General features: G+C 54.8%; 21 protein-coding genes and 1 pseudogene. 12 read left to right on the top strand and 10 right to left on the bottom strand.

The genetic code is table 11. The annotated features are described in order from the left end of the window. From CHU32_RS20560 to CHU32_RS20535, 6 genes and pseudogenes are all read right to left on the bottom strand, one after another. Window positions 1-425: pseudogene (locus CHU32_RS20560) on the bottom strand (hypothetical protein); the annotation flags it as partial. 161 nt (window positions 426-586) lie between these two features. Next, window positions 587-1045 carry a RuvC family protein gene (locus CHU32_RS20555; protein ID WP_103677731.1) on the bottom strand — a complete coding sequence of 153 codons (459 nt, stop codon included), beginning with the start codon at window positions 1043-1045 and terminating at the stop codon, window positions 587-589. 122 nt (window positions 1046-1167) lie between these two features. Beyond that, window positions 1168-1950, bottom strand: coding sequence for a replication protein P (locus CHU32_RS20550; protein ID WP_425444902.1), 783 nt, complete (start codon window positions 1948-1950; stop codon window positions 1168-1170). Then, window positions 1932-2684: a DnaT-like ssDNA-binding domain-containing protein gene (locus tag CHU32_RS20545; protein WP_103677729.1), complete on the bottom strand. Its 753-nt coding sequence runs from the start codon at window positions 2682-2684 to the stop codon at window positions 1932-1934. The genes CHU32_RS20550 and CHU32_RS20545 overlap by 19 nt, the downstream gene beginning before the upstream one ends. Before the next feature lie 15 nt (window positions 2685-2699). Beyond that, entirely contained in the window at window positions 2700-2900 is a 201-nt protein-coding gene (locus tag CHU32_RS20540) for a hypothetical protein (protein ID WP_103677728.1), read from the bottom strand. Between the two features lie 140 nt (window positions 2901-3040). After that, window positions 3041-3271, bottom strand: a complete 231-nt coding sequence (locus CHU32_RS20535; RefSeq protein ID WP_103677727.1) for a hypothetical protein — start codon at window positions 3269-3271, stop codon at window positions 3041-3043. A gap of 154 nt (window positions 3272-3425) precedes the next feature. On the opposite strand from CHU32_RS20535, the gene CHU32_RS20530 reads away from it, so the two are divergent. From CHU32_RS20530 to CHU32_RS20485, 11 genes are all read left to right on the top strand, one after another. After that, a complete protein-coding gene (locus CHU32_RS20530; protein ID WP_103677726.1) occupies window positions 3426-4010 on the top strand; it encodes a helix-turn-helix domain-containing protein in 585 nt (194 codons plus the stop codon). 152 nt (window positions 4011-4162) lie between these two features. Continuing rightward, on the top strand, window positions 4163-4312 hold the full coding sequence (locus tag CHU32_RS28300; protein WP_176691692.1) for a hypothetical protein: 150 nt from the start codon (window positions 4163-4165) through the stop codon (window positions 4310-4312). A 154-nt stretch (window positions 4313-4466) separates the two neighbouring features. Continuing rightward, window positions 4467-5426 (top strand): hypothetical protein, encoded by a 960-nt coding sequence (locus CHU32_RS20525; RefSeq protein WP_103677725.1) that lies wholly within the window; start codon window positions 4467-4469, stop codon window positions 5424-5426. 7 nt (window positions 5427-5433) lie between these two features. Then, window positions 5434-5736 (top strand): hypothetical protein, encoded by a 303-nt coding sequence (locus CHU32_RS20520; protein ID WP_103677724.1) that lies wholly within the window; start codon window positions 5434-5436, stop codon window positions 5734-5736. Next, window positions 5733-6554, top strand: a complete 822-nt coding sequence (locus tag CHU32_RS20515; protein WP_103677723.1) for a PD-(D/E)XK nuclease-like domain-containing protein — start codon at window positions 5733-5735, stop codon at window positions 6552-6554. The genes CHU32_RS20520 and CHU32_RS20515 overlap by 4 nt, the downstream gene beginning before the upstream one ends. Further along, window positions 6551-7432, top strand: a complete 882-nt coding sequence (locus tag CHU32_RS20510) for a RecT family recombinase (protein ID WP_103677722.1) — start codon at window positions 6551-6553, stop codon at window positions 7430-7432. Before CHU32_RS20515 ends, CHU32_RS20510 begins: the two co-directional genes overlap by 4 nt. Before the next feature lie 47 nt (window positions 7433-7479). Then, window positions 7480-7728 (top strand): helix-turn-helix transcriptional regulator, encoded by a 249-nt coding sequence (locus tag CHU32_RS20505; protein ID WP_103677721.1) that lies wholly within the window; start codon window positions 7480-7482, stop codon window positions 7726-7728. Window positions 7729-7837: 109 nt separating this feature from the next. Continuing rightward, window positions 7838-8137 (top strand): PerC family transcriptional regulator, encoded by a 300-nt coding sequence (locus CHU32_RS20500; RefSeq protein WP_103677720.1) that lies wholly within the window; start codon window positions 7838-7840, stop codon window positions 8135-8137. Next, entirely contained in the window at window positions 8130-8288 is a 159-nt protein-coding gene (locus tag CHU32_RS20495) for a DUF1317 family protein (protein ID WP_103677719.1), read from the top strand. The genes CHU32_RS20500 and CHU32_RS20495 overlap by 8 nt, the downstream gene beginning before the upstream one ends. Beyond that, entirely contained in the window at window positions 8285-8896 is a 612-nt protein-coding gene (locus CHU32_RS20490; RefSeq protein ID WP_103677718.1) for a hypothetical protein, read from the top strand. Before CHU32_RS20495 ends, CHU32_RS20490 begins: the two co-directional genes overlap by 4 nt. Next, window positions 8893-9489 carry an MT-A70 family methyltransferase gene (locus tag CHU32_RS20485; protein WP_103677717.1) on the top strand — a complete coding sequence of 199 codons (597 nt, stop codon included), beginning with the start codon at window positions 8893-8895 and terminating at the stop codon, window positions 9487-9489. The genes CHU32_RS20490 and CHU32_RS20485 overlap by 4 nt, the downstream gene beginning before the upstream one ends. A 177-nt stretch (window positions 9490-9666) precedes the next feature. On the opposite strand, the gene CHU32_RS20480 is transcribed toward CHU32_RS20485, so the two are convergent. The 3 genes from CHU32_RS20480 to guaB all read right to left on the bottom strand — a co-directional run bounded on the left by CHU32_RS20480 (window position 9667) and on the right by guaB (window position 14222). Beyond that, window positions 9667-10917 (bottom strand): tyrosine-type recombinase/integrase, encoded by a 1251-nt coding sequence (locus CHU32_RS20480; protein ID WP_103677736.1) that lies wholly within the window; start codon window positions 10915-10917, stop codon window positions 9667-9669. A 192-nt stretch (window positions 10918-11109) separates the two neighbouring features. Then, the gene (guaA, locus tag CHU32_RS20475) at window positions 11110-12687 is read right to left on the bottom strand and encodes a glutamine-hydrolyzing GMP synthase (protein WP_103677716.1); all 1578 of its coding nucleotides are present in this window, start codon (window positions 12685-12687) and stop codon (window positions 11110-11112) included. A gap of 68 nt (window positions 12688-12755) precedes the next feature. Further along, a complete protein-coding gene (gene guaB, locus CHU32_RS20470; RefSeq protein ID WP_103677715.1) occupies window positions 12756-14222 on the bottom strand; it encodes an IMP dehydrogenase in 1467 nt (488 codons plus the stop codon). Between the two features lie 159 nt (window positions 14223-14381). Here guaB and xseA point away from each other — a divergent pair, with 159 nt between their 5' ends. Then, window positions 14382-15746, top strand: a complete 1365-nt coding sequence (gene xseA, locus CHU32_RS20465) for an exodeoxyribonuclease VII large subunit (protein ID WP_103677714.1) — start codon at window positions 14382-14384, stop codon at window positions 15744-15746. Between the two features lie 89 nt (window positions 15747-15835). Here xseA and CHU32_RS20460 read toward each other — a convergent pair whose 3' ends face one another. After that, window positions 15836-22342 carry an adhesion domain-containing protein gene (locus CHU32_RS20460; protein ID WP_103677713.1) on the bottom strand — a complete coding sequence of 2169 codons (6507 nt, stop codon included), beginning with the start codon at window positions 22340-22342 and terminating at the stop codon, window positions 15836-15838. Window positions 22343-22395: the final 53 nt, after the last annotated feature.

Genomic DNA, 22395 nt, shown 5'->3' with positions numbered 1-22395 from the left:
TTTCTAAAACCAACGCGGTCATTTGCAGATTTGTAGCATTTGCACTCATTCCCAGCCAACGATGCCAACTTCTCCACGCCGATCGCTTGCTGCTCTGCGATGAAAGCGTTGGTGGCAGGCGTTTCGTTAAGGGCCTTTAGAATCAGAGGCTCCCACTTGATGAAATAACAGCCCCCGGGCCGCCCAGCGATTAACTGACGCAGCGCATCGCGCATGTTCCAGTTCTCTGCGATTAAAGATTTAAGCGCCGCGTTCTCAGCCGCCAAGGCCGCACCACCAGTCTTCAGCTTCTCAATCGTGCTCACAACATCGGCTATTCCATCTGCGCCAACGGCCTGCATCATCGCTTTTTCCCACTCAATTTCAGCGGCGACTGCGGCCTTAAGCTGAAGCGATATCGCCTCAAACTGCTCTCTGCTGCTCATCAGATCCCCTCCTGCGCGATGAAGTAAACCACTGCTGCGAGCAGAGCCAGATCGATTGCGAAAATGCATAACAACGCACGTTTACTGAATATATTCATGATGTTACCCCGTGTTACCTGCGTAAGCTGTTGATTTAATTGATTACAAAAAGGATCGTCGTTTTAGCCGATCCCGTGCCTTGCGATTAAAAGCGCGTCGGCAATTGCCTGACCTTTCGCTTTTGCGTCGAGTGCCCGCAGTTCCGGGTAAAGCTGAATCGCCCTGCTGCGCGCTGCGTCCTTGTCGCTGCCGATAAGCCCGGCCGACTTCTTCCAGGCCTGCGGCGTCACCAGTGTGTAGGGAATGCCAAGCCCCTGTAATATCCCCTCGACGACACCAGCGGCGTGCCCGAAGGTGAACATGCTGGCCGTTCCCTGCCCCGGCATAGCGCCCACCTGTTCAAGGTATGCGTGACCGATGTCGTAATCCCTGAGCCATGCAGCCACTGCTGCGCCGTTCACCCTGGACTTTGTACCGACCTTGATGGTTGGCATGTTCAGGTGATCGATGTAGCCGCCCATTGAGCCAACCAGCACCAGAGCGCCGCTGCATCCTGGGTCAATCCCTAAAAACATCGTCATGTTTACCTCTCAGGTAATTTAAAACCACATACGGATCAAAATCAATAGCCATGCGCTTATTTTGTTACCTTAAAGGTAATCATTCAGGCGTAAAAAAATGCGCCTGCGCGCCCTGCTTACTGCTAAATCATTCCGTTTGCCTTTCGCCTTCGGTATTCCTCCATAAGCCACTGCGCCGGGGTCATTGAGCCGAGGACTGCCGCGTTTGGCATATACCGGTATTCATGATCACCGGCTCCTGGGTTGTGACTGGTCTGCATGGGTTCCCGCCTGACCTCCAGGCTGGCTATCGGGTCCGGTATCTTCTCTCCCGCTGAAACCTTCTTCGCCCACTCATCAAGTTTCTTCGCGGCCAGCTTTTCGACTTCAGCCTCGCTGAGTTGCCGCTGGTACATCGCCCGTCGGGTATCACATACGATCCAGTACAGGACAGGATGCCGCCAGGGGAACCGTTCAGGGCCACCAGCATGCAGCCCTTTTTCCTTCGCATAGCGGTGAAACTCAGCCATCACGTCTTCAGTGCCGATCCCGAGAACGGTTTTACTGTCCTTGCACCACTTGATGAATTGACCGGGTGAAGGCCAGAACGGAGATTCGCTGGCGCGAGCATGGCGCATGCCAGCAGATACCTGTTCGCGGGTACGGATTCCCCCCTCAGCAAATGAGGCGATCCACTGCTGCTTGGCGGATACCTCCTGCTCTGCCGTTTTCAGGTTGGTCTGTTCAGCCGCAGGGAACAACTGCTTAAGCTGTTTAAAGAGGGCATCAACGAGTCGTTCAGCGGTAATGTTCACCACGTTGTCATTACCGTGATACTGGCGGTCTGTTCCGGACATTTGTGATAGTGCATCACCATCTCGATTCTGGATTGCGTTAAATAATTTATTCACAGGAAATCCTCCCATGCCTCTGGACTGTTCCAGTGCGGCACATTGTTATCTGGTGACGTCAGTTTGTTCTGCCTGCTTACCAGCAGACGCCTGGCAAGTTTTTGCTCCCATTGCGCATGATGGAATGCCTTACCCTCGGCCATCCAGTAAACCCTGAACTCTGCAAGCTCCTGCGGTGTCGGCTGACGATCAAGATGAATACCCTGCAATGATGAAAGGCGGATAAAATCATCTGACGGAGTCCATAGCTCGTGCATGACAAATTTTCCGAACTGACCTATTCCACCAGGAGGGACAAAATTATTCATAATGACGTTGTTGGCGCATGGATCATGAGGCAACAAATCCCCCGTTTCTTCCCCCTTCTCCTTCTCTTGGTTATATGACTGGTTAACTGACTGGTTCTGCATCCCGTTTTTGGGATCATTCAACTTCCCGTTTTTGGGATCATTCAACTTCCCGTTTTTGGGTATATTCCCGTTTTTGGGTATGTTTAAAGAGAAAACCCTCACCCTTCTGGTTGCCCCTTTTCTCTCACCTGTATCAGAAATAATCCCTAATTCAATGAGCGAAACGAGCCCGGCCTGAACAGTTTTTTTATTCAGGCTGGTATCAATAACGAGACGTTCAATACTCGGATAGCAAAGATTGTATTCGTCGGCTCGATCAGCCATCGAGAGCAGGATGAGTTTAAGTGATGAGCTTCCCGGATTTGTCTTCCAGGCCCACTCTGTCGCGTGTCTGCTCATGATTAATACCTGCTGTTAGCTGGACTGTTGCAGGCTGGCTTCGGCCATAAGCTGCTTAATCTCCGCCTTAATGCGACGGTTCGTTTCCATAGTACATTCGACGCAGTGGCCGTTATAAACCCAGCGCTCGCTGTCGTGTCCGCGTTTACATGGCTTTCCGGTGTAGTAGCGCTTAAGGCCAGCTTTAGCTGCACTTATGCGTGTGATGATTTCCATTATCAGTCCTACGTATTCAGGTTTAGGTTACGATTATTTTCAACCAGTAGAGAAAAAGGATCAACCATATATGGATAAAAATTACCTGAGAGGTAGCAATAGATATGAAAAGACCGCCAGGCGGCGGTCAGATGGGGAGATTATCGGTAAAAGAAGGTGGCGATTTCTGACTTTGTTCTGACCCACTGACGAATACGGCACGCTCTGAAAAGCCCTTCCATCAGGCGCTTGCCGGGGATTTTACGCCGTCCAATCAGGTGAGTTCGGATATAATGGCTTGTCGTTCCTGCGTCTTCAGCGAAGGATTCCCGCTCCGCCGGTGGAAGGTCAAGCCAGTGCTTTTTGAAATCAAAAGGTACGATATCGGTCATAACTATTGCCTGATATTTATTTCAGATAACAAATATTCACCGATAAGGTAACAAAAATCAAGGATTGTTACCTGAGAGGTGCATTTACCCGAGAGGTAACATCGGTTCTAATTGAGAACACAAATGATTCATATATGAGAAATTTTTACAGACAATGAAGAGTATCCACGAAATCCGGCGGCAAAATTTAAACGACCTCATCGATCGTGATTTCGACGGTGTGCAGACTCGCCTTGCGGAAAGAATGGATACACAGGCCAACCTGGTTAACCGCTGGGCTCTCGGAAAAAAAATAATCGGTGACCAGGTGTCCCGAAAAATAGAAGTCGCCTCAAACAAGCCACGCAACTGGCTGGACATCGACCATACTCTGCATCACGTTGATTTCGATCCGGATGTCCCCAGCGACATCGGAAAACTTGCAGCTGCAAATCTCGAAAGCTGGATGAAAGATAGCCGACACCTTTCATCGCAGGGAAAACTGCATAATGTCTCCGGGATATCCCAGGCCACCATAAACCGGATGCTGAAAAACGAAGTCAGTGTGTCCATCTCCACCCTGGAGACAATCGCCGCTGCGTTCGGGCGCCGGGGCTATGAGTTGCTTATCCATCCTCACGACCCGGCCACCATAAATTACGACCGTTCCCGCTATGCATCGTTACCTGCCAGCGAAAAAGATAAGATCGAAAGCTATATAAATTTTGTCATCTCGCAGAACGGAAAGAATCAGCAATAAACCCCATATAAACAATAACAAAGCCGCCATTGAGCGGCTTTTTTTATGCCTTAATAGTTACCCCACAGGTAATTATCTTTAATCATATCTATTGACATCAAACCACATACGGATGATTATTACCTCAACGGTAACAAGCCGAGGTAAACATTATGCGGTGGGAAAAAATCGACGAGTGGTACTGCGTCACCATCTGCGGGCTGATGAGCTGGAAGTTCAGGGATCTCCGCGAGGGAATCCGCTGGGCGCTGGTAATGAAAGAAGCCCGTGACTTTGAAGCAACGTGGGCGGCGCAGAAATGAATGTGATGTTCAGAGGTAAGCACTACACGGTCAGCAAGCTGGCGAGCGGGTACGGATGGCGGTTCGTATCAGTCAATAACAAGCGTGACGGTTTCACCATGAATCACTCGCAAATGGTGAATGCAGGTTTCGCGGACATTATCAGGGTGAAGGTATGAGCGAATTATCAGTTATCGAAATCAGTGAAGAGCAGGCACCAGCGCTTTACCGCGCCAACGGCCTGGATTCTTTTCTCGAGCAGATCCGCAAGCAGGTGAATGAAGTTCCGGATCTGACCACCGCAAAGGGACGCGCACGTATTGCCTCTCTGTCAGCACAGGTTTCACGCAGCAAAACTGCGATCGAGAAACCGGGCCGCGATTACCTTCGCCGCCTCAAAGAATCCGTAAAACCTGCGGAAGCTGAAATTAAACGTTTCGTTGATGCCTGTGACGCTTTGCGTGATGAAGTTCGCCGTCCGCTCACTGAATGGGAAGCCGAACAGGAGCGCCTTAAGGCTGAAGAAGCGATGAACGCTATGCACACCGAAGCCGTGGAAATGAACGAAAAGTTCGATCAGGAGTGTGCAGCTAAGTTCGAAGCTGATCACGAATTGGCCCTGCTAATGAACAAGGATTTTGACCGTGACGCCGCAGAGGCAAAGGCGGAAGCCGAAAGAAAGAAAATTGAGTATGAGGAAGAACTCAAGCGTCTTCCAGCGGCAGCCGCTTTAAGAGATGCCGAAGAGCGGGCACGACGTGAGCGCGAAGAGGCCGCGCACCGTGAGTCAGTTTTAAAGGCCCAGGCAGAGCAAGCTGAGCGTGACCGTATTGAAGCGGAAGAACGCTCAGCGCGTGAAAAAAAAGAAGCGGCAGAAAAGGCAGAACATGAAAAGCAGGAGGCAATTGAAGCCGAGCGTCGCCGCAATGAAGAAGCAGAAGCAGCCCGCCAGCAGGAAGCAAAACGCGTGGCTGATGAAGATGCTCTCCGGGCCGCCGATATCGAGCACCGTCGGGCCATTAACGCGTCAGCGGTATCTGCACTTATCGATCAGGGCATACCTACCGACTGGGCGAAAGCATGCGTCATCGCTATCGCTCGCGGCAAAGTTCCGGCCACAGAAATCAAGTACTGAGGTGATCATGAAAATCCAGCAGCAGATGAAACTGAAGAAACTGATGGGCTGTTTTGAGCGTGATTACCAGTTGTCTGAGCAACTTTACACGCGGCACGTTGAGCTGATCGACGCCGCCGGCAAGTCCGGCATGGAATCGTCCTTTGAACGTTCATTACTGAGCGCCGGTGTTCGCCCTGAAATTCTGGCTACAGCCATGGAAAGCGCTGAGTTTGAAGAAACGATGACCGCCATGGTCAGCGCTCTTACCGGCATCATCGGGCGCTGGGATATGGCCGACAGGCTGGACAGCGAAAGGAATGCAGCATGAAACCAGGAATTTATTTCGACATCAGCAACGCTGACTACCACGCCGGTGACGGCGTGAGTAAGTCGCAGCTGGATATGCTGGCGAAAACGCCAGCACTCCTGAAGTGGGTGAAAGACGCTCCGGAAGACGAAGACAAAAAGTCTGCGCTGAATATGGGATCGGCGCTTCACTGCCTTCTTCTTGAGCCTGAAGAGTTCGACAAGCGTTTTATCGTCGCACCCGAGTTTAACCGACGCACTACCGCGGGAAAGCAGGATGAAGCCGCTTTCCTGAAAGATGTAACTGGCATGGGTATGACTGTTATGTCATCTGAAGAAGGCCGAAATCTTCAGCTGATGAGATCCAGTGCCATGGCGCACCCTGCGGCGCGCTGGATGCTGGAGCAGGAAGGCTATTGCGAAGCATCGCACTACTGGATTGATCCGGAAACAGGAGAGTTGTGCCGAATCCGACCTGACAAACGCCTGAAGCAGCATCCGGTGATCGTCGACGTGAAGAAGGTGTCCGACATGGAACGATTCTCGCGCCACATCGAAGAATTTCGTTACCACGTTCAGGACGCGATGTACCGCGAAGGTGCCCAGCAGACGACAGGAGAGCCGCACGGATTTTTCTTCCTGGCTGTCAGCGAGTCGATTGATTGTGGCCGCTACCCGGTCCGCGTGTTTGAGCTGGATGCTCAGGACATCGACACCGGTCACGCGCTGTTTCGTCGCGACCTTAACACATTCCATAACTGCCGCGTCCAGGACGACTGGGGCGGAGTAGAGATCATCAAACGCCCTGAATGGGCACGCAAACAGGATATGTACTTATGAGCAACGATATCACCATTAATGCACAGCCCGGCGTAACCGTTGGTACTGCGGCGGCAATATTCAGCCCTGAAGGTCTCAATCAACTTGTGCGTTTTGCCGACCTGATGTCACAAAGCAAAGCGACCGTCCCGGCTCACCTTGCAGGCAAACCATCAGACTGTCTGGCTGTAACGATGCAGGCGGCGCAGTGGGGCATGAATCCTTTTGCAGTGGCTCAGAAGACGCATGTGGTTAACGGCGCACTGGGCTACGAGGCTCAACTGGTCAATGCAGTTGTGTCGTCGTCAAACCTGCTTGAGACACGTCTTAATTATCAGTGGGACGGCGACTGGTCGAAAGTCAGCGGCAAAGACGATAAATCATCGTCACTTACCGTCACCGTGTGGGCAACGCTTAAAGGTGAAAGCCAACCAAGATCATTAACCATCAGCATGGCGCAGGCAGGTGTGCGCAACTCACCGCTTTGGGGGCAGGATCCGAAGCAACAACTGGCCTACCTGTGCGTTAAACGCTGGGCACGACTTCACGCCCCTGATGTTCTTCTCGGTGTCTATACACCCGACGAACTGGAAGAAACGCGCCCACGCGTTGAGCGTGACATCACCCCGGAAACTCACAGCGCATCAGGTATGAATAGCCTGATCAACGCCAAATCAGAACCGCAAAAAACAGAACGCCAGCAGCCGAAAGATGAACGCGGCCCGGCTGAAATCCTGTCGGCGTTTTCCGAAGCTGCAATGGGCGCTGCGTCAGTTGAGGAGCTGGACAAGGCGTACAAATACACCGGAAAAAAACTGGCGAATGAACCGGAAATGCTGGAAGCCGCAACCGAAGTTTACAACATCCGCCGTCAGGAACTCGAAGACGTCCCGATGTAAACACCACCGTGGCGCAGTACGCGCCACACCTGAACAAGAGAGGATTTATGAAAGGTGCATTTGGCAAAAAAGAACTGCTGGCGGTGGTGCCTCTGTCGTGGAGCACTATCGATCGCATGGAGCGTAACGGTGAATTCCCGCAGCGCTTCTGGATCACCGACCGCCGCTGCGCGTGGAACTCCGAAGAGGTCGAGCGCTGGCTCGATGAACGCCAGGCCCGCAGCCCGGTGGAGTACGCCGGAAAAAAGCCGCCAGTTGATCAGCGTGTTTACCGCCCGGTCAGTAATGCAGCATGACGGCGCTGATCAGGCACTGGGTGAAATGGTCAGGATGGTACTGGTTCCTGACCGCAGTCGCCGCCTGGCTGTGGTTGCTGGCGGTAATTTTAATTGAGGGCTGGATAGGATGAAGCGCCTTACGAAACTCCAGAAGTATCACCTCGACTATGTTTCGCAGCGGCAGGTATCAAAGCATGTTGCCGTTACACCGGCGGCGGTAGAGATCGAAAAGCGAGCCATTGCACGGGAACAGATAGGCCATTTCCGTATTGCGGCCGCGCTGTGGCTTAAATGCATGGATGTTGCCGCCGGTGAAGTTGAGCGCGCCCGAATCGCGGTGCGCCGGGATCAGTGCATCGGCAGAAGTAATCACCTGCGTCGCGGAGAATACAGCGGGATCGGATGCCGTGGGGTGGTTTATGAATAGCCCCTACGACAAAATCCGCGTCGGCAGCGTGACGCTTAACTATTCATTCCCTTTGCGCGGATGGGTCACCCCATCCGGAAAGGTTATCCGCAATCCTCTGACGGCGCAGCGCGTCGCTGAAGAGCTTAACAGCAAGAAGGTGGCGTCATGAAAAATGAAGCAGAAAAAATCGTGATGATGGATAGCGATGAAGCTGCCAGCATCCAAACAATAACTGGCTGGGTTGACCGTGGCGGGCGTTTTTGGGGTGATGATGAGAGCATGGCGCGTTGGTGTGGGGCTACTCATCGTAAATGCAAAAACAAGCCAGACGAGCACCCCATTCATAGCACTCATGGCTACTGCGAAGAATGCCACCGTGAAAGCCGTCAGGCTAAATTCTCAAAAATGGATCGCGCTGTCTGGACAGGTGAGCCATTAGTCATCTTCGACGGCGACACATATTTTTTTGATATTGATTCACTGGCTGATTATTGCTGGGAAAATTCAGTCTTACCAAGCGAACTGAAGCTGATGATCTGCGAGCCTAACTATCCTCCATATTTCGACGTGGAGCAGCATTGCGAAGAAATTATTCCTGATGGCGGTGATTGCTACTCTCTTTCCCAGGCGGTGCTAGATGCTGCCGACGCACTTAACAAGGCGATCAAAGAAAGCGAACCCGTATCGTGGGGCCAGAGCAACCTTGTGGCGATTGTATCTGACGATATTCTGGACGATGAGCAGAAGGAAGAAATCATGGAGGGGCGTAAAGCATGACCGGAAAATACACCCTTATCTATTCTGACCCTCCCTGGTCTTATCGCGACAAAGCCGCCGACGGCGAGCGCGGGGCCGGGTTCAAATATCCGGTGATGGGCGTGCAGGATATCTGCCGCCTGCCGGTGTGGGATCTGGCCGCAGAAAACTGCCTGCTGGCTATGTGGTGGGTGCCGACGCAGCCGTTAGAGGCGCTGAAGGTTGTCGAGGCGTGGGGCTTCCGCCTGATGACTATGAAGGGTTTCACCTGGAATAAGTGCGGTAGCCGTCAGGCCGATAAGCTGGTTATGGGTATGGGTCACATGACCAGAGCCAATAGCGAAGACTGCCTCTTTGCGGTGCGCGGGAAGTTACCTGAGCGCATGGACGCGGGGATCATTCAGTCGTTCACCGCGCCGAGGCTGGAGCATTCACGCAAGCCGAATATCGTGCGAGAAAAACTGGTGCAGTTGCTGGGCGACGTTCCGAGAATCGAGTTATTCGCCAGGCAATCATCCCACGGTTTCGATGTGTGGGGGAATCAGTGCGAATCACCGGCGGTGCAGTTGCTTCCCGGCTGCGCTGTTCCCGTTGAAAAGGTTGCAGCAGCATGACCCGCGCGGACATTGAACGCTACGAACGGGAGAGTGTGCAACGGGCGCTGGCCAATCACCGTAGCCAGAATGATCATGATGTCGTCCAGCGCATACTTAATGGCATAGCCAGAAGACGTAATCATGCATCAGCCAGAACGCGCGAACAAGTCAGAAACAAATAGCCGCGCCCGGCGGCTATTTACCCTCCATCCACTTCTCAAACCTCGACGGAGAGAACGGCACAAGATCGTTGTGCTCCCCGGTAATCCAGGCATCAACCATATCGGCCCACTGCTGTAACATATAGGCGCGCTGTCTGGAATACTCCGCTTTGTTGTACACGGCACGGACGCCCTTCTGCTCATGCGCCTGCGCTTTCTCTATCCAGTCGGAGGGGTAATCTGCCTCATGCAGCAGCGTGCTTGCCGTGCGCCGCAGATCGTGCACAGTGAATCCCTGAATTTTCTCGCTATCTTTGTTTATGTCCTCCACCGTCCTGTTTATCAGGGAGTTAAGAGCGGCGTTAGATAATGGCTTCCGGAAGTTATAGCGACCAGGTACCAGGTATTCACTGCCACCAGCGCACATCTGCAATCCCACCAGCAGATCCTGCGCCTGCTTCGGCAGGTATATCACATGCGCGCGCCCAGCCTTCATCCGGTCAGCGGGGATCGTCCATGTCCACTTCTTGAAATCGATCTCTCCCCATGTTGCTGAGATAAATTCGTTTTTGCGCACCAGCGTCAGCAGCACCAGTTTAATAGCCATCTTCATAGCTCCCATCGCACCGACGTCTTCCAGCGCGCGGAAGAATATGCCGATCTCCTCAGGAGAAAGCGTTCGCTCTCGCGGTTTGAACATGGCAATGGAAGAAGGCTTGATGTCGGCAGCCGGATTAAACAGCCCATGCCCGCGGTCATTGGCGTGCCGGTATACGCTACTGATTATCTCCCTGACCTGAATTGCGGTCGCCCTGCCGCCACGTTCAACAATACGATCACAAAGGTCGCGCACCACTCTGGTGGTTATCTCAGTCATCATTTTGTTGCCAAGTGCAGGCAGAATGTCCCGGTCTATAACCGCCTGCTTCATGGCGCGGGTACTTTCTGCCAGCGTAACTCGTTTCATGTATGCGTCGGTATATACCGCAAATGTTTCTGCGCCGGCGAGCTGTTTTATACCGTCACGCTTCGCCGCAGCTGGCGACTGGCCTGACTTCAGCAGCTTTTTAGCGGCAATAAGTTCTTCTCGCGCTTCCGCCAGGCTGATACCGTCACGCCCGTACTGACCAATCACCAGCGTTTCCCGGCGTCCATTTATGCGGTAGTCGTAGCGGAACGAGACACTGCCTGAGGTGAGCACGGCAACATACAGCCCGTCTCGATCAGTTACTTTGTATAGTTTGCCCTGAGGTTTGATATTTTTTAGTTTCGTATCGGTAAGCACATTACACCCGTGGAACATCGGTAATTTTCACGGTACGACAATATACCTTTAAGGTAATACCGTCACGCATACCGACAGAAAATATGGTGTAAGGTGAATAGATGTGAGTAGGTATAAACAAAAACCCTCCGTAAAAACAGAGGGTTAATGTTGATTTTGAATAGTTATGATTTGCTATAATCTAGCCGTAAATCATTCCCACTCAATGGTTGCAGGCGGTTTACCGCTGATGTCATAGACCACGCGCGAGATGCCGTTCACTTCATTGATAATCCGGTTGGAAACGCGGCCCAGAAAATCATACGGCAGATGTGCCCAGTGCGCGGTCATGAAGTCGATGGTTTCGACCGCACGCAGTGAGACAACCCAGTCGTACTTACGGCCATCGCCCATCACACCAACAGAGCGCACCGGCAGGAATACGGTAAACGCCTGGCTGACTTTGTTATACAGATCCGCTTTGTGCAGTTCTTCGATGAAGATAGCATCTGCCCGACGCAGCAGGTCGCAGTACTCTTTCTTCACTTCGCCCAGCACGCGAACGCCGAGGCCCGGCCCCGGGAACGGATGACGGTACAGCATGTCATACGGCAGACCCAGCTCCAGGCCAATTTTGCGCACTTCATCTTTGAACAGTTCACGCAGCGGTTCCACCAGCCCCATTTTCATCTCTTTCGGCAGGCCGCCCACGTTGTGGTGAGATTTGATGACGTGTGCTTTACCGGTGGCGGAAGCCGCAGACTCGATAACGTCAGGGTAGATAGTTCCCTGCGCCAGCCACTTCACGTCTTCCAGCTTCAGCGCTTCTTCGTCGAACACTTCCACGAAGACGCGGCCGATGATTTTGCGTTTGGCTTCCGGATCGTTCTCGCCCGCCAGCGCGTCGAGGAAACGCTTCTCACCTTCAACGTGAACGATGTTCAGGCCGAAATGGTCACCGAACATGTCCATCACCTGCTGCGCTTCATTCAGACGCAGCAAACCGTTGTCGACGAACACACAGGTCAGGTTTTTGCCAATCGCGCGGTGCAACAGCATCGCAGTAACGGAGGAGTCTACGCCGCCGGACAGGCCGAGGATGACGTTATCGTCGCCAACTTGCTGACGAATACGCTCTACCGCATCATCAATGATTTTAGCCGGCGTCCACAGCGCTTCACACTGGCAGATGTCGATGACAAAACGCTCCAGCATGCGCATACCCTGGCGGGTGTGGGTCACTTCCGGGTGAAACTGCACGCCGTAGAAGCGTTTTTCTTCGTTAGCCATAATGGCAAACGGACAGGTTTCGGTGCTGGCGACGGTCACAAAATCAGACGGGATCGCAGTCACTTTGTCGCCGTGGCTCATCCACACGTCCAGCAGCGGTTTGCCATCTGCGGTCAGGGAATCTTCGATACCGCGAACCAGCGCGCTGTCAGTCAGCACTTCTACCTGCGCATAGCCAAACTCGCGTTCACTTGAGCCTTCAACGTGACCACCGAGTTGCATCGCCATGGTCTGCATTCCGTAGCAAACGCCAAATACCGGCACACCCGCGTCGAACACGTACTGCGGCGCGCGCGGGCTGTTGTCTTCAGTGGTGCTTTCCGGGCCGCCGGAGAGAATAATTCCGCTGGGATTGAAGTCGCGGATTTGTGCTTCTGTGACATCCCACGCCCACAGCTCACAATAAACGCCCAGTTCACGCACGCGACGTGCGACCAGTTGAGTGTACTGCGAACCAAAATCCAGAATGAGAATGCGATGTTTATGAATGTTTTCCGTCATTGACGCTAATTCCGAGGCAAATGAAACAGGATAAATAAATCGCCCGACATCAAGTCGGGCGAAGAAAATCAGGAGCCCATACGATAGTTCGGGGATTCCTTGGTGATCGTCACGTCATGCACGTGGCTTTCCTGAATGCCCGCACCGCTGATACGTACGAATTCTGCTTTAGTACGCAGCAGGTCGATAGTACCACAGCCAGTCAGACCCATACAGGAACGCAGGCCGCCCATCTGCTGATGAATGATCTCTTTCAGGCGGCCTTTATAGGCAACGCGGCCCTCAATACCTTCCGGCACGAGTTTGTCAGCGGCGTTGTCAGTCTGGAAATAGCGGTCGGAAGAGCCTTTTGACATTGCACCGAGCGAGCCCATGCCACGATAGGATTTGTAGGAGCGCCCCTGATACAGTTCGATCTCACCCGGCGATTCTTCCGTCCCTGCCAGCATTGACCCCACCATAACCGCGCTTGCACCTGCCGCAATGGCTTTGGCAATATCGCCCGAGAAACGGATACCACCATCGGCGATCACCGGAATGCCCAGACCTTCCAGCGCTTCAACCGCGTCAGAGACGGCGGTGATTTGCGGCACGCCCACACCCGTCACAATGCGCGTAGTACAAATGGAGCCAGGACCAATACCGACTTTAACCGCGCTGCAACCGGCTTGCGCCAGTGCACGAGCGCCTGCGCCGGTCGCCACGTTACCGCCGATGATCTGCAGGTCCGGGTATTTAGCGCGGGTTTCACGAATACGCTGCAGCACCCCCTCAGAGTGACCGTGAGAGGAGTCAATCAGCAGTACGTCAACGCCAGCGGCAACCAGTGCATCAACGCGCTCTTCATTGCCCGCACCCGCGCCAACCGCAGCGCCTACGCGCAGACGGCCTTGCTCATCTTTACAGGCATTCGGTTTACGTTCTGCTTTCTGGAAATCTTTAACCGTGATCATGCCGAGCAGATGAAAGCTCTCGTCAACCACCAATGCTTTTTCGACGCGTTTTTCATGCATTTTAGCGAAAACCACTTCACGCGCCTCGCCTTCACGTACCGTTACCAGACGTTCTTTCGGCGTCATATAGACACTGACCGGCTGGCTTAAATCGGTGACAAAACGCACGTCGCGACCGGTAATAATACCCACCAGTTCATTGTCTTCGGTGACCACCGGATAGCCTGCAAAACCGTTAAGCTCGGTCAGTTCTTTCACTTCACGCAGCGTGGTGGTTGGCAGGACAGTTTGCGGGTCGGTAACAACGCCGGATTCGTGTTTCTTCACGCGACGCACTTCTTCCGCCTGACGCTCGATGGACATATTTTTATGGATAAAGCCAATGCCACCTTCCTGCGCCAGCGCAATTGCCAGCCGTGCTTCGGTAACAGTGTCCATCGCCGCAGACAGCATAGGAATGTTCAGGCGAATGGTTTTCGTCAACTGGGTGCTGAGATCGGCAGTATTCGGTAAGACAGTAGAGTGAGCGGGAACGAGGAGGACGTCGTCAAACGTCAGGGCTTCTTTAGCGATACGTAGCATGGGCAATATCTCTGACCTGGGTGGTTAAATATTGCCGTGGCATTATACAGAGCGTAACCGATTGCTTCTACATTTTTTTGCGAAAAATGCTTGCGATCCCGGGCAGGCGGGTTACTATCGATTGAATAACCTGCTGATTTAAAATTTGATCTCGCTCACATGTTATCCTCTCAGACCACCTCAATTTTTACCGTAAGCCGCCTGAATCAGACGGTTCGTTTGCTGCTTGAGCAGGAAATGGGGCAAGTATGGATCAGCGGTGAAATCTCGAATTTCACTCAGCCGTCCTCGGGTCACTGGTATTTTACGCTCAAAGATGACACCGCCCAGGTACGCTGCGCAATGTTTCGCAACAGCAACCGCCGGGTGACGTTCCGCCCACAACACGGGCAGCAGGTACTGGTACGCGCCAACATTACGCTGTACGAACCGCGCGGTGATTACCAGATAATTGTTGAGAGTATGCAGCCTGCGGGTGAAGGGCTGTTACAGCAGAAGTATGAACAGCTAAAAGCAAAGCTTCAGGCAGAAGGACTGTTCGATCAGCAATTTAAACAGCCGCTCCCCTCACCGGCCCACTGCGTTGGGGTCATTACCTCGAAAACCGGGGCGGCGCTGCACGATATTCTCCACGTACTGAAGCGCCGTGACCCGTCGCTGCCGGTGGTTATCTACCCGACGGCGGTACAGGGCGACGATGCGCCGGGGCAGATTGTGCGCGCCATTGAACTGGCGAATGCGCGTAAGGAGTGCGACGTATTAATCGTCGGGCGCGGCGGCGGCTCGCTGGAAGATTTGTGGAGTTTTAATGATGAACGCGTCGCGCGGGCGATTTTTGCCAGCACGATCCCGGTGGTTAGCGCCGTCGGCCATGAAACCGACGTCACTATTGCTGATTTTGTCGGCGACCTGCGGGCACCTACGCCGTCGGCGGCGGCAGAAATTGTCAGCCGCAATCAGCTTGAACTGCTGCGTCAAATTCAGCATGGTCAGCAGCGTCTGGAGATGGCGATGGACTACTATCTCGCCAACCGTACTCGTCGGTTTACCCAGCTTCATCATCGCCTGCAACAGCAGCATCCGCAGCTGCGTCTGGCCCGTCAGCAGACCGTGCTGGAGCGACTGCGCCAGCGCATGAGTTTTGCGCTGGAAAACCAGATGAAACAAGCTAATCACCGCCAGCAGCGCATGCTACAGCGTCTGAACCAGCAAAATCCGCAGCCACGCATCCACCGGGCGCAAACCCACCTTCAGCAACTGGAATATCGCTTAGCCGGGCTGATGCGCGCGCGCCTGAGCGCCACACGCGAACGTTTTGGCAACGCCGCCACGCATCTGGACGCGGTCAGCCCGCTCGCCACGCTGGCGCGAGGATATAGCGTCACCAGCGCGCCGGACGGCAAAGTGCTGAAGAAGGTGAAGCAGGTTAAAACCGGCGAGACCCTTACCACCCGCCTGAACGACGGGTGGATTGAGAGCGAAGTGAAAGCCATTACGCCAGTCAGGAAAACGCGCTCGCGGTAAGCCGATTACTACGCACACAGCCTTTCCACAATGTCCAGCCGCAATGCCTCCTTCGAGCCGGATAAGCCCTCTTATCCGGCCCTTCCCCCTCAGCGCAAACACGCCTGCCGGTAGAGCGCCGTTTGCGAACTGGCGGTGTGTTTCGTGCCATCAAGCAGATAAATTGCCTGCGCGAAATGCGTAGCGGGATCGGGATCTGACGCTAACCAGTACGCACTCACGCCCGAATTCCCTTCTTTAACAGGCCAGCCATAGTTCGTGAATAACCCGCCGTCTTTTTTATCGTCATCGTCGTACAGGTCTTGCAGCGCGCTGTACGTCGGCTGTTTTTCGCCATCGCATCCGCTCGCCCCAGGCATCAAGAGTTGCTCCTGATTGACGGATGACCAAAGCTCATTGACCATCGGATAGCCAGTGTTATTATTGCCCGACACTTCTGCCGCCAGCAGCGGGCGGCGGAAAACGATGCCGCCGCTGGTGGTTACCGTTTCAGCCATATGGCCCCACATACTGGCTTTGTCGGTGTCCGGGCTGGTCAGGACAGTATAGATAACATCCACCTCACCGCCCTCAAACGTTGTTTTATCGGCCGGCGAAGCCTGTAGCTTCGTTTTCAGGCCAGTGCTCCCATCCTGATTAACGGTATAGTGAACCTGACCATCAGCCCCCGTTATACCCCACCAGAAAGACTTCATCACCCAGGATAATGACACGCCCTCCGATTGCACCACCATGCCACTTTGGCTGGAGAGGGTATTCTCCCTGTTGTCTCTCTGCGTCGATGTATAACGATACAGTTGCACAACGGTACCCGGTAATGGCGTACCGGCGTCGTCGGTTACGGTCGCCGTCACTGCGATGGACTCCTTGACTTTCGCCCTCGCAGCATCATATTGCGCATCCCAGTGATCATCAGCAGCCTGCCTCACGACCAGCGACCGGGGCGTTGCCAGACAAAGTTGCATTGTGGTGACGAGGGTGTTGGTCGTTCTGGGTTGAATGGTGCCGTCTTCCAGGTTGACGTACTGATAGTAAGTAGAGGTGCTACTAACGACAGGCTTGCCATCGGGTATCGTGAGATCGCCCGCTGCCCATACAAAATTCAGCGGCAGGCCAAAAGCGGTGGCAATCTCGCCACCTGGATAATCGTTATACAACGTTTTTAACTGACTGGCCGTCGGCATCCCTAAAGCATCGCATGGCGAGTTATCTTCTTTAACACGGGAATACCTATCCCACGTATACCACTCCTCGTTAACGACGCTTCGCCCTGTGGTATTCGAGGTTGAGCTCAGTTCACTACGCAGTAGCGGGCGCTTAAACACCACACCATCGCTATTGGTGAAGGTTTCCGGCATATGGCCCCACATCTTGGCCTTTGGCGTGTCCGGGCTGGTGATGACCGTAAAGATCGCGGTTTTACTGTCTTTGACTGACGGGCTTCGGCCGTCCATCACCTTAGCGTTAATGACCGTACTGAGCCCTGCGCTGGCATCCTGAGAAACCGTGAAGGTGAGCATCCCCTGGTCGTCCGTGTAGACATTCACAGAGTCAGCTGTCGTTGCCATCACGAAGGTGGGCTGTGCAGATGGCGAGAAGTTGCTTAGCGTAATATCGTCGCTATCAGCAACAGAGCTTGAGGGGGTATACGAACCACCGGTGCGCCTCATTGACGGATCGCGGCTTAGTTTAACCAGCACATTTTTCATCGGCTGGCCGGCGGTATCTTTCACCTGTACGGTGGCGGCGATGGTTTCGCCTTTCTTCACCTTCGCGATGCCGGTGGCTTCATCCTGGCCGGTCAACGTCAGCGTCAGGCTGCCCGCCGCAATGCGCGGTTTAGTCAGGCAAAGCTGTACATAAAGTTCAGCTGAACTCGTTGCACTCTTCCAGTAGTTGTTTTTTATATTGACGTACTGCCAGGAGAAGCTGCTGCCCGATAACATTTTATCCCCCGCCCACCAGCTAGCTGAGGTGGGCCAACCGAGATCGGGCACGATAGCTTGATTTGGATGAGCGTCATACAGCGACTCAAGATCTGCTCTCGCCGGCATTTGTAGCGTTGGGCAGGCACCGGCATCGGCGTCAAGGCCGCTACGTTTCAGCCTGTACCAGTTTTCATTTGATTCGCTATACAGGGGAGTATTCTCACTCTGCGCCGAAGCCAGTTCAGTGTAAAGCAGCGGGCGCTTAAACACTGTGCCGTTGTTGGCGGTGGCGGTTTCCGGCATATGGCCCCACATCCTGGCCTTGTCGCTGTCCGGGCTGGTGATCACGGTGAAAATGGCCTCCAGCGGTTCGGAAGCAAGCGTCTCCTGACCCACCATCGTTGCCTTCAGCGTGGTTTTGATACCGGGACTATCTGGCTCGCCCAGGGTTAACGTCTGCGTACCGTCAGCCCCCGTCGAGCTGACAACCTGCGCATTGGCGTAAGTCCCCAGCTCGATTGGCGATGTCTGGCCCGCCGACGCCACGTACATCATTTTCGCTCCCCCCCATGACGATGACGGGTAGCTTTCGTCGCGCGCCGTATCGGAAACGCGCGTCAGTGCAAACCCGGTGTAGGGCATCGGTGCGCCTGCGGCATCCCTGAGGGTGACCACCACCTTCGCTGCCTCGTCGCGTTTCACCTTCACCGTCTGCCCGCCGATATCAGCGGCCTGGAGGGTGATCAGCGCCCCCAGCGGTGCCGCTGACGAGGCGCAGACCTGATACTGCATGTTGTTTGCACTGCCATTCGACGCCGTGCTCAGCCCGCCATCGTCCAGATCGACGATATACAGGCTGTTTGCAGTCGGGGCGACAGCTGGCGGGAGGGAACCTGTCCAGTAAGAGCGGTTTACCGGCCAGCCATGAACGTCTTTGATCATTCGGCCTGGATATGCGTCATACAGCGAGGTCAGATCGTCCCTGGACGGATAATACCCTTGCGCGCAGTTATTCGGGTTCTGTTTAGGTGCATGCGGGCCATAAAACCTCGCCCAGATTTCGTTATCTTCCGTGGTCGAAGAGGTATTCTCCTTTTGACTCAGCTCATCCAGCAGCCGCGGCCGCTGGATGACCCGGCCATTCCCGGCGGTCAGCGATTCCGTCATGTGGCCCCACATGTTAGCGACGCTGACATCCGGGCTGGTGGCCACGGTAAAGATGGTGTCAATCGAGGCGGATGGAATGGTGGCGTTATGGTAGATTGCCGCAATAATCGCCGTGCGGGTGCCGAGGGCGTCCGGGCGGGTGACGTTGATAATTTTGCTGCCGTCGCTTCCCGTAATGTCGCCGATTTGGCTCGCCGTATCGTTTAGCGATTCGCCGTCAATGATCACCGGCGAGGTTATCGCATCGCCAGAGCCTGCCTGGAACTCTTCATTCTGGCGGTTATAGCCATTGCCGCGGCTCAGCACGAAAGGCGCGGAGGGCAGCGGGTTACCGGCGGCGTCTTTCACCGTGACTTTTAGCTGTAGCGTGTCGCCCTTTTTCACCTTCACCGCATGTACGCCGCCGTTGTCATACCATAGCGAGGTGTCTACCGGCTCAATGGTGATGGAGGCGGCGGCCGGGTTGTCGCGGTCAAGGCAACTGACGTAATCGGAACCATCCTCCCCGGCGGAACCGGTTTTTTCTTCACCGCTGCCCAGGTTGATCTGCTTCCAGTTGTTGGCGTTGGCGAAACTGGATGACCAGTAGGCTTTGGCCACGGGCCAGCCTTGCGCGCTGTTAATCGCGCCGCCGCTGTAAGCGCCGTAGAGCGCTTGCAGTTGATCGATACGCGGCAGACGGTTAGCCGCGCAGCCGCCCGCGCCGGGGTTACCGTCCGCATCAGCTTGCAAAACGCGCACCCAGATTTCGTTAGCTTCTTTATAGGTTCGGTCGTGGGCGCCAACTTCCTCGGCCAGTTTCGGGCGTTCAAAGGTCATGCCATCGACGGTGAGCGTGTCCGGCATATGGCCCCACATTTTGGCTTTCGGCGAGTCCGGGCTGGTGGGGACGGTAAAGGTGACGCTGCGATTTGCAGGCGTAGAGACCATCGAGTTTTGCGGGGCCACATCGAACAGGGTTTTTAGCCCAACGCCCCGCGGCTGGGTTATCATCACTTCCGCGTTGCCGTTGGCGTCCGTAATGCCTTCATACGTAAGCGTGGTATTAATGCCATACTCTGCGCCGTCAATGGTCAGCACACCACCCGACGGGTCGTCAAAACCGGTACTGCCGCCGTCACGATTGATAATGTTGGTGATCTTCACGGTAAAGCGCACGCCAGGAAGCGGAACGTCAGTGATAATATTGGTCGACTTGACGTTCATTTTGATTTTCTCACCCACTTTCGCCACCGCGCCCAGTATGGTGGGGTCATCAAAAAAGTAGGCGTCAATGTGAGAGACCACCTCATTGGCGGAACAGCTCAGGTAGTTGGGTTCGCTGGTGAAGCTGCCGTCCGCGCCGGTTTCCAGGTTAACGTTTTTCGTTTGTGCGTCGATGACATCCGCCGTCAGGTAGCTGTGGCTGCCGGTCGGCCAGCCTTTTTCGGTTTCCATCGTGTTGCCGGAATGGGTGCTGTAGAGCGCGTTCAGCGACAGCTGCGACGGCACCTGCCCGGTGCCGCACTGGGCAAGCCCGGCGTCCAGCGAGTTGAAGGTGGCCCAGGTTTCGCGGTTTTCAATGGTTGAGCCGGTTTCACTGCTGGCCTCTGACGCCAGCATCGGGCGTTTAAATAGCTGCCCCGCCGCCATAACGCTGCCGTCCATATGCCCCCACATGCGGGCGCCTTCTACATCCGGCTGCGGGCTGGTGGGCACGGTAAACACCACGTTGGCGGTCGCCTCTACGTCGCTGGCGACCACGCGCAGCGGGGTTAACACGCCCGCGCCGTCCGGTTGCTTGAGGGTGATCACCATGCGGCCATTTTCCCCGGTGACGCCCGTATAGTGGCCGGGTACGCCTGCGCCCGCTAAGTTCGCAGAGACCACGTTATCGCGCCAGGCAAAGGCGGAATTTTCTGCATAAGCCTCGGAACGGGTCTGCCCCTGGTGGTTCTTCTCTTCATCCATATACAGGTCGAACGCGTAAAAAGGCAGGCGTTCGCCGGTGACGCTGTCGGTGAGGATAATGGTCATCGTGATCTCTTCGCCTACCTGCGCAATCGCCGCATTGTGGGCCTCATCCATTCCCGACAGAACGAGTTGTATCGCAGGCGTGACCACGGGCATGGCTTTATCAACGCAGCTGACAATCACGTTTTCATTATCACGTATGCTGACAATGTTATCGTCACGCATGTTGTAGCCAAAATGATAAAACGGCGCTGGCGCTACCGTAGACGAGCGGTAGTAACCGGTACCGGACACCGGCCAGCCGATGGTGGGCACCAGGTCGCCACGGGCGGTTTTTAGCGCTTTAAGCTGGTTGACATCCGGCATAATATCGCAGTAGCTGTCTGCGCTGTCCCACTGAAAGCGCGCCCAGGTTTCGTTATTGGAGTTGATCGACCCTTCTGAATCCGGCGCTTCCGCTTTTAATGCCGGGCGAGTAAAGGTGTAGGTTTCGCCAGAAATCTCTGCCGTTGAGGTTTCCGCCATATGGCCCCACATGTTGGCTTCCGGCACGTCCGGGCTGGTCAGGGTGGTAAAAATAACCGGGATTTCCGCTTTCAGCGCAGGGAAGTTGGCTGAGCTAACCTGAAACACGGTTTTAACGCCTGGCCCCTGATCCTGAGTGACGGTAACCGTCGCTTCGCCGCGTCCATCGCTGGTGCCGTGGAATTCCGTCGTCGTGGTGGTCAGCTCGGTATCGCCAACGTGTACCGGTTTGCTGTTGTTCACCGCGCCCTGACGGTTTTGCGCGTCTTTGCGGGTGATGATAAACGGAGAGTTAGGAAACGCATTCCCGTCGCAGCCGCGGGTGACGATATGCAGCGTAATCGGCTCGCCCGCTTTGACCTTGACCGCGCCGAGCGTTTCATCAAAATTATCGGCGGTGACGGCGATGGGATCGCCCACCGCCGGGGCGATATTAATGGCGATTTTTTGCTCCAGCAGCGGCACGGGATTGGTGCTGGGTACGCCGGTGGCGGTAAGCAGGTAGAGCGCGGGCGGGGTCTCTTGCGCCTCGGTGTCAACCTGCGACCAGACAACGAGCTGACGCCCGGCCATATTCTGCGCGCAGAAGGTCTGGTTAGGCACTGGCTGCGGGTTGAGCGGCTCGTCCGGCGTGGCGGCGTCGGCCCAGATCAAACTGGCAGAGGGTTCACCACCTTCCCAGCGAAACGGCGGGACGGCCAGAGCATCACCTTCGATATCAGCCGGGTTAATCGGCTGCATCGCGGCTGGGGTGTCGTCGGCGCTGAAATCACGCGGCATTGCGCTAAATTGCACGGTATATGGCGCGTTAGCGAGGTCTAACCGCGTGCTGCCCTGATAAACGGGGACTGCCGCGCCGTCGGCGGTGGGAGGGGTGCCGTTGATGATGCCGGTTGTTGATTCCGGTTCCTGCCAGGTGCCACTTTCAAGCGCGGCCTGTACGGGCGCGGCAAGGCTCCCGAACATCAGCAACAATGTCAGTAAAAAGCAAAAAATGTTGTTGATCTGCCAGTTCCTGTTCATGAACGATAGTCACCCGTTTTTGTTCCAATCTTTCAACACACTTTGCTTAGTCG

The sequence above is a fragment of the Superficieibacter electus genome (assembly GCF_002915575.1).
Taxonomy (GTDB): domain Bacteria; phylum Pseudomonadota; class Gammaproteobacteria; order Enterobacterales; family Enterobacteriaceae; genus Superficieibacter; species Superficieibacter electus.
This window is presented reverse-complemented; position numbering and strand designations above follow the sequence as displayed.